Source organism: Endozoicomonas sp. 8E (assembly GCF_032883915.1).
GTDB lineage: Bacteria > Pseudomonadota > Gammaproteobacteria > Pseudomonadales > Endozoicomonadaceae > Endozoicomonas_A.
Map to the genome: position 1 here is coordinate 6,696,439 of NZ_CP120717.1, position 12,110 is coordinate 6,708,548.

Genomic DNA, 12,110 nt, shown 5'->3' on the forward strand with positions numbered 1-12,110 from the left:
CAATACAATGACCAGACCAGGGGCCTGGTCATATTCATTGTCAGCTCAGGGCTGTTTTGTAATCAGCTTCAGCTCAACCGGCGTATAGACTTCCACTTCTTCGCCCCTGATAGCCTTGTCTGCGGTTTCCACACCCACTTCACCTATCATGGATGCCTGCTGGGCAATAGTGGCAGCCAGACCACCGTCCTCAACAGACTTGATACCTTCATCCGTTCCGTCAAAGCCGACGACGATGACGTCTTTTTTTGCAGCTTGTACTGCCTTTAGAGCACCCAGCGCCATTTCATCGTTCTGGGCAAAAATAGCTTTTACATCGGGATGAGCCTGCAACAGGTTCTCGGTAACATTCAGAGCTTTGGTACGATCAAAATCTGCTGGTTGACTGGCCACCAGCTCCAGCTTGGTGCCCTTGATGGCTTTCATGAAACCTTCACCACGTTCACGGGCAGCCGAAGTGCCCGGAACACCTTCAAGCTGAATCACCTGACCTTCACCGCCCAGCTTCCTGGCAATAAATTCACCGGCCATTTCACCACCGGCAACGTTGTCGGAAGCTACATGAGAAACCAAATCGCCACCATTGGCTCCACGATCCAGAGTGACTACTGGAATTTTTGCACGATTGGCAGCACTGACAGAGTTGGCTGCAGCGTCAGAATCAGCAGGGTTCAGCAGAATGGCATCGACACCACGTACCGTCAGATCTTCAGTGTTGGTCATTTCCCTGGCGGAATCATTCTGGGAATCCAGAATCACCAGGTCATACCCCAACTCCTGAGCTTTTTTCTCAACCCCTTCTTTCAGGGTGACAAAGAAGGGGTTGTTCAGGGTAGACACCACCAGCGCCATCGATTTTTGATCGGAATCATCGGATGATTCAGTACCCGTAGTGCCTTCTTCAGGCTTGCTGCAGCCTGTCAGGACCAGCCCTGCGGTCAGGGCAACGGCCAGTATTTTTTTCATGGAGAAGATCATGGACAACAACCTCGTGGTTCCGATTGTTTGGCCGGTTTAAACCAGCTTTATATAGACAGACGGCCACTTCCACAACTGGAAGTAGCCCTCTTCTCAAGACTGTTTGGAGGAACGGGTATCTACCAAAACAGCCAGAAGGATAACGAGAGCCTTGGCAATCAGCTGGTAGTAGGAAGAAACATTGAGCAGATTCAGGGCGTTGTTCAGGATGCCGATGATCAGCACACCAACCAGAGTACCGGTGATCCGTCCTTTACCACCTGTCAGACTGGTTCCACCCAGCACTACCGCAGCAATTGCATCCAGCTCGTAGCTGCTACCCGCTGTAGGCTGAGCCGAAGCCAGACGACTGGTGACAATCAACCCTGCCAGAGCGGAGAGACCGCCAGAAATGGAATAAACAGCCAGCTTGATACGATCGACGTTGATACCGGACAGACGAGTAGCAGATTCGTTACCACCCAGAGCATAGACGTAACGACCCAGTCGTGTGTGATTTAACACGAACCACGCTGCCAAAAATGTGAACGCCATCAGGTAAATCGGAAAGGGAATACCAAACAGATAGCCGCTACCGATAAATGAGAAGGCATCAGAAGCAGCACCGCTGCCTGCAGAGATGGGTCGACCTTCGGTGAATACCATAGTGGCCCCACGGAGCAAAGTCATTGTCGCCAGTGTTGCTATAAATGCCTGAACCCTTCCCTTGGCAATAATCAAACCACTCATGGCTCCCATTGCAGCACCTCCAGCGAGAGTCAGGGTCACCACCAGCATGATGTTGAAGTCCATGCCGATCAGAGTTGCCGCCAGAGCACCACTCAGTGCCAGAATGGAGCCGACGGCCAGATCGATACCACTGGTCAGGATGACAAAGGTCATACCCACCGCAATGATGGCGTTAATAGAAGTCTGTCGCAGAATATTCAGCATATTGATGGTACTGAAGAAGCTGTCACTGATCATGGAGACAGCTACCATGAAGATCAGCAGGGCAATGACAGATTTATATTCGAACAGGAATTCTTTATTGATACGGAATTTGCGACCGCTACTTTTTATAAGCTCAGGGCTTCGTATACCTGCCTGTAAGGTTTTTTCAGTCATGATATTTCCTCTTTACGCTGCTTTACCGACAGCACAACGCATCAATTTTTCCTGGCTGGCTTCCTGGCGATCAAATTCACCGGTAATGCTTCCTTCATGCATCACCAGAACCCGGTCACTCATGCCCAGAACTTCTGGCATATCAGACGACACCAGTAAAATACTCATGCCCTTGATCTTGAATTCATTGATAAGCTGGTAGATTTCTTTCTTGGCGCCAACATCGACGCCACGGGTTGGCTCGTCCAGGATCAGCACTCTTGGATTGATCATCAAACCTTTGGCGATAGCCACTTTTTGCTGGTTACCGCCACTGAGGTTCTTGATCAGCTGTTTAGCCGTAGGCGTTTTGATATTAAAGGCTTTAATAAAGTGCTGAACCGAGTCCATCTCGTGATTGCGATCAATCTTGCCGCTGACACTCTGGAACTGTTCCAGACTGCAGAGGCTCATGTTTTCAGAAACCGAAAGCTCCAGAACAAGACCATCACCTTTGCGGTCTTCAGAGATGTACACAATCCCTGCCTGCAAACCTTCCGCCGGAGTTTTAATGCGTTTTGCTTCACCCGCTACCCGGATTTCGCCAGACTCGGCGGCATTGGCACCGTAAAGGGCTTTCATCAGCTCGGTACGACCAGCACCCATCAGACCTGAGATCCCGAGGATTTCACCTTCTTTGAGCTGGAAACTGACTTCTTTAACACCGGGGGCAGAAAGGTTTTCCACCTCCAGTGTCAGGGCACCGGCTTCTACTTCAATACGGGGATACTGTTCTTCAAGGGAACGACCTACCATCTGTTCGATGATGTCGTCCTCAGTCAGCTGTGATACAGGTGTTTCAGCAATAAAACGACCATCTCTCATGATGGTGGCATCATCACAGATCTGGAAAATTTCCTGCAGACGGTGCGAAATATAAACAATGCCCCTGCCTTCAGAACGCAGCTGACGAATCACCTTAAACAGACTTTCAGTCTCTTTATCGGTCAGAGCATCTGTCGGCTCGTCCATCACAATCACCTGTGATGAAAACGACAGTGCCTTGGCAATTTCTACCATTTGCTGAACGCCAATACTCAGCTTGCCCACCGGTGTAGAAGGGTCAAACTGCACATCGAGCATATCGAGCAGCTTCTGTGCTTCCTCACGCACAGTTTTCCAGTCAATTCTGCCGAATCGACCCATGGGTTCACGCCCCAGAAAAATATTCTCGGCAATAGACAGTTCAGGAATCAGGTTCAGCTCCTGATGAATAATGCTGACACCGCGTTCCCGGGAATCCCCGGGCCCCCTGAAAGCCACATCATTCCCGTGGTACTTCAGCTCGCCTTCATCACGGCTGTAGATACCCGTCATAACCTTCATGAGAGTCGATTTACCAGCACCGTTTTCACCCAACAGTGCCATTACCCGGCCTGGGTAAATATTCAGGCTGGCGCCATCCAGAGCCCGGACACCGGGAAATGTCTTGACGACATCTTTCATCTGGAAAACAGGTTCAGATTTTGACTGGGTACTCACTTCATCCCCCTAAAAGCTGCTAACAATGACATTTTCAGTAGTATGAAACCGACGGTATTTCACGTTCATGCTTTTAATCAGCTACAGATGCTTTAAAAAGCAACGCCAGATTTCAGAATGACATTGGCATAGGGTGTGCGTTCCCCGGTACGAACCACCGCCTTACTGAGGTCAGACTGAGCCTTGAAACACTCATGGCTGACCTGGACGACTTTGACAGGAGCCCCCTGTTCTTCTGCTAAAAGTTGAATCCGCTCTGCGAATTGCTGATACAACTCCGGACTGACGTGGATAAACTCTTTGGCAATGATGATCTCTTCTACGACCGTTTCAGAAAGCACCACATCCAGAGTATCCAGAAAACCCGGAACACCATGGGTCAAAGCCAGATCAATTCGCTCGACACTTTCACCAATGGGCAGTCCGCAATCGCAGACAGTCAACCCCTGCCCGTGCCCCAGGCTGGCAATGGCCCCGGAAAGCTGTGGGTTGAGAAGTCTGGTCTTTTTCATACTGGCCACCGTTGGTTGTTTCAGCGAGCCTTTTTCAAAAGAAAGCTCATGGCTATCAGGTTCGCATTAAGTGCTGAGTTTTAAGGTTCAGAAAAACGTTTGCGCAAACGTTTTTTTCGCCGCAACTATAACGATTCGACTGTGGATTAAAATTGACATAGGTCAATCAGAAACAAAGCCGCACAGATAAAAACACGAATGGGGCTATGGGAAATGCCGATTCGACAAGAAATTAACAGACATGAAAATGAAGGCTGTCAAAAGGGTTAAAAACAGTTCGCAGAAATCTATTATAATATAAAATAATCTTATATAATCTCAAGCATGGATAAGAGATTAGTGAAGATAGGTGAGGCAGCTCGTTTACTTGGTACAGACCCAGTAACACTACGTAAATGGGAAAGTACAGGTGAGCTGCTTCCTGCCAGAAAGACCAAAGGCGGAACTCGTTACTACGACGTGTCTGAATTGATGGGCTTAAGTAACGAAGCTGCGCCTACGCTTTGCTATTGCAGAGTCTCCAGTCACGACCAAAAGCCAGACTTAGACAGGCAGCAAGAGTTACTGGAAGCCTACTGTTCTGCAAAAGGTTGGCGAACTCAGGTTATACGTGATCTTGGCTCTGGCATGAACTACCGGAAAAAAGGACTCAATCAGCTGCTTGAGTTGATAATGAAACGCCAGATTAAACGACTGGTGATTTCACATAAAGACAGGCTGCTAAGGTTCGGTTCTGAATTGGTTTTCTCCCTATGTGAATTGCAGGGAATAGAAATAGTCATTGTACATAAAGGCGATCAGCCTTCGTTTGAGGAAGAGCTAGCCAACGATGTATTGGAAATAATCACTGTATTCAACGCAAGACTGTACGGCAGCCGAAGCAGGAAACATAAAAAGATGCTTGAGACTTTGCAAGATGTTGTTAGCTCACAAGATTGAACTCAGACCGACAAAACAACAAGCCGATTATCTTGATAGGGCTTGTGGTTCTCGTCGTCATGCGTTCAATCAACTGTTAGCCCATTTCAATCAAGAAGGCGTTAAATGGTCAAAGAAGGCTGCCAATGAAAAATACCAAGAACTCAGGCTTGAGTTTCCCTGGTATGCCGAAGTCAGCCAACGTGTCACCAGGAACACAATCGACGATCTTCATGACGCCTTTACTCACTTCTTTCGTCGGGTGAAGAAAGGAGAAAAAGCAGGTTATCCAAGATTCAAGAAGCGAGGACTACACGACAGTTTTTCTCTCAGAGAAAAACCCAAGTTCGATGTTGATGACAGAACACTTCGCATTGAGAAACTGAAAACCCGCATCAAGATGCGCCAAGAGCTGAGGTTCACAGGAACACCCTGTCAGGTGACGATCAGTAAGCGAGCCGGAAAGTATTTCGCTTCTATTTTGGTAGACACTCAGGATTACGACCCAAAAGCACAAAGCAATGAGTCTGTAGGCGTTGATTTTGGCATCAAAGATTTAGCTATTTGCTCGAATGGCAAAACCTTTGCTGCTAATCAGAAACTGAAAGGCTCTCTGAAACGACTTAACAGGAAACAGAGGGCGTTAAGCCGCAAAACAAAGGGAAGCAACCGCTATGTGAAAGCCAAGCGAGCGGTTGCCAAACTACATTACCGGACAAGTAACCAGCGATCAGCCGTACTACATGAGGTAAGTGATTATCTGACGTCAAGATTCAAAATAATCACCCTCGAAAATCTGAATGTCAAAGGCATGGTAAAAAACCGCAAACTGGCAAGAGCAATCAGTGACGCAGGTTTCGGTAAGCTGAGAGAACTGGTTGAATACAAGGCAGAGCTGAGAGGATGCCAGGTTGTGATTGCAGATCGATTCTTTCCCAGCTCGAAGAAGTGTGCGGTTCATACTTGCGACTACGTAAATGACAATCTTACTTTGTCTGATCGTGAGTGGCGGTGTCCAAAATGTAAAACTCTGCATGATAGGGATTACAGTGCGAGTTTTAACCTTGATAATTATGGTCGAGACACGTTACAGCTCGACACTAAACCCTACGCAAGAGTGGAGTTAGACACGATTCGTCGTGCATCCATGTGGACGGCGTAGATAAGTCTACATAATTACAGATTATGTCAGATTTTTAGTAGCGGAACATACCTAAGCAACCTTTTTGCTAAATTGAGCACACTAAATCAGAAATAGTGAATCCCGCCTCAGGAGCTTGCAGGTCAATTTACAGGAAACTTCATGGATTCCGTGAGGTGTTCTGATGCATCATCTGGTTAACCCTGAGTTCCTGCAGCAACAGCTCAATTTGAAACTGCTCCGCTTCAATCAGAGTTTTATAACGGGCTACCACCGCATTCATCTGATCAGGCAAGGTTCCTTTAGTGTCCAGCTCAACATTGTCTGCAATAGACTTCAATTGCGCATTGATCTCTTTTTCCTGAATACTGTTTCGGGACTGGCTTTTGTTCCGTTGGGTCTTTTTATTGATTTTGGCCTGAAGCTGTTTCAGCTCGCTCTGCATGCGATTACGGTAGGTCCGAATGCGCTTTTGTCTCAAAGCAATACGATCTTCGATCATCCGGGCGCGGACCTTTTCGTCCATTCCCCGCAGCTTATCCATATCAAATGGCTCAAGCGGTGCTGCCAACCCCTTAAGCTCAACGGGTTTGGCATTACTGTCACATTTTTCTTCTGTAAAAACCACAGCGCCATTTACCTGACATTTGTAAATTGGCTTCGCGTACCCTGTAACCGGAATCAATAAAATGCCGACGCCCAGTAAAAGTTTTCTCAAATCCATGATGATGCCCTGACTTAATACCTTTTCTTTACTATAGTCAGAGCCCGGATCGGAAAATGAATATCAAGACGACCTGTTCCCTTCTTCTTACCCGTGGAATGATTACAAAGATCAGTGTGACGCTGACTCACTGTTTTTGATATCTGCGCATCAGTACCCACAGATAACTGCTCACCGCCAGTGCAATCACTCCAAGCAATATTTTCAGAACAACCTGGGAAACCAGCCAGACTGAAGCCCCTATGCCCAGCCATAATAATGCCAGAGCCCGATACCCTATTTTGGGTGAGAGTGCCCTGTCATGCAGGTACTCTTTCAGGACCGGACCGAACCTGGGATGCCCTAACAGCCACTGATTCAATTTTGGTGAAGAGCGAACGCTGAGCCACAACGCCATCAACAGAAACACCGTCGTTGGCATCAGAGGCAACAGAGCACCTATAACGCCCAGAACAATGCAAAGTACTGCCAACCCCTGATACAAGAGTCGCAACAATGGATTTCTGACCAGAAGATTGCCTTTTTCTTTTGTTACCTGATCAGTCAAACGGGGCTCTTTACACTTACTCAAATGTCGCTTCCTGAATACGCTTTACATACTCCAGCTCTGTGAGTTTTCTCAGAACTTCATAGTAATCCTGCTGATGGGTGTCACCGACGGCCAGATACTCTCCTGAGCGACACTGTATTTTTCCTGGCGAAACCCGATAAACAACCAGCGTTGGATCAATCGCCATAACCTGATCAACATACTCGATATCGTCCGGAATACAGAATTCGTAGGACACCGCTGTCAAACTGTCCTCTGTACCACGCAGGCCCTCCTTGTTCAGCTCATTGAGATCAAACTGGATCTTGGCCATATCCCCCACTTTCCAGCCCAGCGTAGAGCAACCACTCACTAACAGAGCCAGCAGGAGTAGAGCAGGAGCTTTCGATGACATAAGCAAAGCCTTTAAAGATTAACTGCGTGACTATAGTAACTCTTTTCTCTGCTTCATGGTGGTTAATCACGAAAAGGATGCACATACGACTAAAAGCAGAAATAACCCAGATTAGAATGATCACCCAAAATATATCTATACTGATATCCTCTGCACTCAATATCGATCAATTATGCATTCCCAAGTTATTGTTCGAGTCGCTCTGGTGATGCTGATCCTAACTGCCAACAGCAGTTTTTCAGCCTTTGAGCATGAGATTTCCGAGTTAACCAGGGGGCATCAGCGGACCAGTGACTATCTGGACAGTATTCGTAACAATCGTCCACTACTCCAGACGTTTATGAATCAACTGCCAAAAGGCGGTAATCTCCGCCATCACCTTATGGGGGCCATCGAACCCAAGGAAATCATTGATATTGCGATAGAACGTGGGTTCTGCATATACAACAACCAGCACATGGCCCCGTGTGACTGCTGCGCCCAGTCCGTGAAGGAGTTCGTCGATAATGGAGAAAACCATGCAGCTCTGATCAGGCAGCTATCGCTTCCTGACAGTCACGATCCTGTCGAAGTACGTAGCAAGCTTGCCTTCAGCTACCTTCCCACCGTTAAGGCCCTGTTCGATGGGATAGATGCCCACTTCATTTCATATTTACGTAAAAGGGCCCTTGTTGATGGGCTTTCCTACATTGAATCAACTATTTACTGGGATGAAGCAAACGGGCCTGATAAGTTATTTTCCCTTATCACCGATCTTCCCAAACCGAACCCTGACAGCACCCAAAGTCTGGAAGACTTTCGTGCCAGGCTGAGTTCCCAATCAGATTTTCAAACCCAGTTAAAGACCGCTGCCAGAACGGTGGCTGACGCCTTGAAAGCTTCTGACGACCATTTGAAGTGCTCTCTCAGTCCCTATCACCCTGCCTGCTCTGTTACCGTCCGGTTTCTGCAGGAAGTTCACCGGACCGATCCCCTGCCCCGGGTTTACGCCCAGATGATCTTTGCCTTTGAACTGGCTCAATTGAGTCTCTCCGGCAATGATCCTCAAGTGCTGGGCATTAACATAGGCGGATCTGAAAATAATAATACGGCGCTGAATGATTACCTCAGTCATATGAAAATGCTGAGTTTTCTGAAAAACCACAAACAATACCCTCTGGTGAAAGAGCATATCAGCCTTAATGCAGGAGAACTGGCCGAAGCCACGGTTGAGGATTTTTACTATCGAACCACCATGGCGGATGCTATTCAGATCGTTCAGCCCAAACGTGTAGGCCACGGAATAAGCCTCATGGCACAGAACTGTCTGAAGCAGTCTGGCTCCGGCAACGAAGAATACGCCAACTGCAGTGCCCAACTGCTCAAAACCATGCTGGATAATGAAATTGCTGTTGAAATTCCACTCACCAGTAACCAGCGATTGAGCGGTAAAGGGCCCAACAGCGGTCACCCCTTTCCTGTTTATGTAAATAGTAATATTGTAGTGACGCTGGCTACTGACTATCCGGGTATTCTGAAAGTCGATTTGACCAGTCAGTTTGTAGAGGCCGTCTACAGCTTCAGCCCTGATCAAACCGGCAACAGTATTCTCCTGCCCTTTGACCAGATTGTTGAGTTTGCACGCAACAGCCTGGAGTACAGTTTTCTGCCCGGTCAGAGCCTTTGGTTGAAGGCTGAAGACCACGCCAGATATCAAAAAAGGGTTCCGGCCTGCCTGGATCTTGAATCAGAAGCCTGCAAGAAATTTGTTAGCGGTAATACCAAGGCGAGGCTCCAGAGAGATCATGAATCAAGGCTGAAAGACTTCATGTTAACAGCACCTTTAGAGTAGAAAGCCATGACTCCCCCCTTACGGACTACCACGTAACTTGCAAAACAAGAGTAACAAAATGGCAAAAGAATTCGTCTCCAGATCTCAGATTGGCTTTCTGATATTTCTCTGCTTCTGTCTCCTGATTCTGAAGCATCAGGCTCATGCCAGGGATCACCTGAAAGTCTCTCCCGGAAACTGTACACCCTCATACTTGGGTAAGCACTTTCATGACGTGCTGCCCTGCTACCTGAAGCAGAAAGATAAGAATTATCAATGGAGTGTTTCGGCCGCCACCGAAGAGAGCGTGGAGCTGGATGGAAAAGTGCTGAAGGTCAAAGTGTACCCTGTCAGTATGAAGTCTCTGCGCTGGACTGTTGGCGAGCAGGAGAAAGTCTCTGACCCGGTCTGGGAGCACCGAGTCACGGTTTATGTGCCGGAAAAAGTCAGCGCCGACACAGCGCTGCTCAATATCAATGGCGGCATCATCCACTGGCCTGAAGATCAGCCCGATAATAACAAGAGGTTCACCGATGCCCTGCATTTTTCCCATATAGCCGCCAAAACCCGGTCAGTCGTCGTTGACCTGAAAGATATTCCAAACCAGTTCCTGCAATTTGGAGACAAAAAACCACTCAAGGAGGATGCTCTGATTGCCTATACCTGGCAAAAATTCCTCGATAACCCGGAGAAAAACTATAACTGGCCACTCCGACTGCCTATGGTCAAGGCTTCCGTTAGAGCCATGGATACGGTTCAGGCACTGTTGAAAGAGAAGCATATAAAAATTGACCGTTTTGTATTAGCCGGGGGATCAAAACGAGGCTGGACGGTCTGGCTGACTGCAGCAATGGACAACAGGGTCTCTGCCATTATACCCATGGTCATTGATGTGCTTAACCTGCAAGACAGTATGCGTCACCATTTCAATAGCTACCAGGGCTGGGCTCCGGCTATCAAAGATTATCATTCCCTGATGCACACACTCGGTACCCAACCTCTGACTCAGTTAATGGAAGTGATCGACCCCTATTCCTATCTCTCTCAGCTGGCCATGCCAAAATACATCATCAATGCCACGGGCGATGATTTTTTCTTACCCGATTCCAGCCGCTATTACTTTAATGACCTGAAAGGCGAAAAATGGTTGAGATTTCTTCCTGACCTGAGGCATTACATTCTCAGAATGGATCAAACACTGGTCAGTGAAACCATCGAATCCTTTTACGGAGCCACCATTGAAGATCGTCCCATGCCCAGGATCAACTGGGATGTCTCTGGGCAAAACCTGAAAGTGGAAGCCTCAATGCCCCCCAAGGCCATGAAACTCTGGACTGCAGAAAATCCTGAAGCCAGAGATTTCCGAACCAGCCCTGACAACCCCAAGGTCAACCGTTTTAAATCCGAAGCACTCAAATTCCATTGCCATAAGAGCTGTCGGGCCGATGTTGCATTGAAAGCTCCCGAAAAAGGTTGGAAAGCCAGCTTTGTAGAACTGATCTATCCCAACCCACCTTATCGTGACTTGTCATTTACTACCTGGGTGTTTGTCACTCCGGATGTTTATCCTGAGCACAGCAGCAAGACGGCCCACGGTCAGAGCCATCCATAAACCATATAACGCATTGGATTGTCCGGGCACTGCTCAAGCCCACACTCAAAGAAGACTGAAACGATATTGGCAACAATCAGAAACACCAGAAATGCAAAGGCCAAATGGGAAAACCCTCGAATTCTTGGGTCTCTCGCTTCTGAAACCTCGTCCTTGTATGCATGCAATTCAAATTGTCTGGAATAGCCTACGACCAGTGCGATGTACACGATTAAAGCAGAGCACAGAATATACAACCAGGTATACATATGCAGCCCCAGAAAAGCTGAGCCATATCCTTGAGGTGTTGTCACATGCAGTGCAATTTGCCTAAGAGAAATAAAGCTCGTCAAGACAGCTGCCAGCAGCGACAGACTGTAATGGCCAGGTCGAATATGATACCTCATATTGAGCAGGAACCCCGAGGCAATGATTAGTATTCCCTGCCGCTGCAATATACAGAGAGGGCAGGGTAACTCCCCCATCACAAATTGAAACCAGAAAGCGACAACCAGAAGAAGACAGATGGCTGTCAATTCAAAAACACTGGCAAATTTTACAAGATCATTGATCTCACTGCGAGAGTTCATAATCGATCTCCGACAGGTCTCTATAGATAAATTTCCAGGTGCTCAGAAATATGATGCATAAAAATCAATGCAATCAGAACGAGAGAAATGCTGAAACAGACAATTCCCCATTTTCGATTGAACCAGGCGACAATCATCGCAAATAATATGAAGATAAAAGACAGCAAAGCGAAAGGCATTACCTATACTCCCCGGCCCGACGAGACTGTTCCAGCAATGCCGCGCTGCACTGATAAGGCGTTAAAAAGTGACTTCGGGCACCAATCTCGGGCAG

Annotated in this window: 13 protein-coding genes; 4 read left to right on the forward strand and 9 right to left on the reverse strand. The window is 47.6% G+C overall.

Annotation, left to right across the window (positions count from 1 at the left end; all coding sequences use genetic code 11):
• Nucleotides 1-45: 45 nt before the first annotated feature.
• The 4 genes from rbsB to rbsD all read right to left on the reverse strand — a co-directional run bounded on the left by rbsB (nucleotide 46) and on the right by rbsD (nucleotide 4,118).
• Complete coding sequence (gene rbsB / locus P6910_RS23815; protein ID WP_317143722.1) at nucleotides 46-966, reverse strand: ribose ABC transporter substrate-binding protein RbsB; 921 nt, start codon at nucleotides 964-966, stop codon at nucleotides 46-48.
• Nucleotides 967-1,071: 105 nt separating this feature from the next.
• Complete coding sequence (gene rbsC / locus P6910_RS23820; protein ID WP_317143723.1) at nucleotides 1,072-2,085, reverse strand: ribose ABC transporter permease; 1,014 nt, start codon at nucleotides 2,083-2,085, stop codon at nucleotides 1,072-1,074.
• A gap of 12 nt (nucleotides 2,086-2,097) precedes the next feature.
• On the reverse strand, nucleotides 2,098-3,606 hold the full coding sequence (gene rbsA, locus P6910_RS23825) for a ribose ABC transporter ATP-binding protein RbsA (protein ID WP_317143724.1): 1,509 nt from the start codon (nucleotides 3,604-3,606) through the stop codon (nucleotides 2,098-2,100).
• 92 nt (nucleotides 3,607-3,698) lie between these two features.
• Entirely contained in the window at nucleotides 3,699-4,118 is a 420-nt protein-coding gene (gene rbsD, locus P6910_RS23830) for a D-ribose pyranase (protein ID WP_317143725.1), read from the reverse strand.
• Between the two features lie 324 nt (nucleotides 4,119-4,442).
• Between rbsD and P6910_RS23835 the strand changes: the two genes are divergently transcribed.
• The gene (locus P6910_RS23835; protein WP_317143726.1) at nucleotides 4,443-5,057 is read left to right on the forward strand and encodes an IS607 family transposase; all 615 of its coding nucleotides are present in this window, start codon (nucleotides 4,443-4,445) and stop codon (nucleotides 5,055-5,057) included.
• Nucleotides 5,035-6,198 carry an RNA-guided endonuclease TnpB family protein gene (locus P6910_RS23840; protein WP_317143727.1) on the forward strand — a complete coding sequence of 388 codons (1,164 nt, stop codon included), beginning with the start codon at nucleotides 5,035-5,037 and terminating at the stop codon, nucleotides 6,196-6,198. The genes P6910_RS23835 and P6910_RS23840 overlap by 23 nt, the downstream gene beginning before the upstream one ends.
• Nucleotides 6,199-6,337: 139 nt before the next feature.
• Here P6910_RS23840 and P6910_RS23845 read toward each other — a convergent pair whose 3' ends face one another.
• The 3 genes from P6910_RS23845 to P6910_RS23855 all read right to left on the reverse strand — a co-directional run bounded on the left by P6910_RS23845 (nucleotide 6,338) and on the right by P6910_RS23855 (nucleotide 7,845).
• Nucleotides 6,338-6,901 (reverse strand): hypothetical protein, encoded by a 564-nt coding sequence (locus P6910_RS23845; protein ID WP_317143728.1) that lies wholly within the window; start codon nucleotides 6,899-6,901, stop codon nucleotides 6,338-6,340.
• 127 nt (nucleotides 6,902-7,028) lie between these two features.
• A complete protein-coding gene (locus P6910_RS23850; RefSeq protein WP_317143729.1) occupies nucleotides 7,029-7,472 on the reverse strand; it encodes a YbaN family protein in 444 nt (147 codons plus the stop codon).
• The gene (locus P6910_RS23855; protein ID WP_317143730.1) at nucleotides 7,465-7,845 is read right to left on the reverse strand and encodes a hypothetical protein; all 381 of its coding nucleotides are present in this window, start codon (nucleotides 7,843-7,845) and stop codon (nucleotides 7,465-7,467) included. Before P6910_RS23855 ends, P6910_RS23850 begins: the two co-directional genes overlap by 8 nt.
• A 172-nt stretch (nucleotides 7,846-8,017) precedes the next feature.
• On the opposite strand from P6910_RS23855, the gene P6910_RS23860 reads away from it, so the two are divergent.
• Both P6910_RS23860 and P6910_RS23865 read left to right on the forward strand, forming a co-directional pair.
• Complete coding sequence (locus tag P6910_RS23860) at nucleotides 8,018-9,676, forward strand: hypothetical protein (protein ID WP_317143731.1); 1,659 nt, start codon at nucleotides 8,018-8,020, stop codon at nucleotides 9,674-9,676.
• Nucleotides 9,677-9,734: 58 nt separating this feature from the next.
• The gene (locus P6910_RS23865; RefSeq protein WP_317143732.1) at nucleotides 9,735-11,267 is read left to right on the forward strand and encodes a PhoPQ-activated pathogenicity-related family protein; all 1,533 of its coding nucleotides are present in this window, start codon (nucleotides 9,735-9,737) and stop codon (nucleotides 11,265-11,267) included.
• On the opposite strand, the gene P6910_RS23870 is transcribed toward P6910_RS23865, so the two are convergent.
• Nucleotides 11,252-11,836, reverse strand: a complete 585-nt coding sequence (locus P6910_RS23870; protein WP_317143733.1) for a disulfide bond formation protein B — start codon at nucleotides 11,834-11,836, stop codon at nucleotides 11,252-11,254. The two genes, P6910_RS23865 and P6910_RS23870, sit on opposite strands and share 16 nt — an antisense overlap.
• 20 nt (nucleotides 11,837-11,856) lie before the next feature.
• Complete coding sequence (locus P6910_RS26985; RefSeq protein ID WP_410493853.1) at nucleotides 11,857-12,015, reverse strand: DUF5993 family protein; 159 nt, start codon at nucleotides 12,013-12,015, stop codon at nucleotides 11,857-11,859.
• Nucleotides 12,016-12,110: the final 95 nt, after the last annotated feature.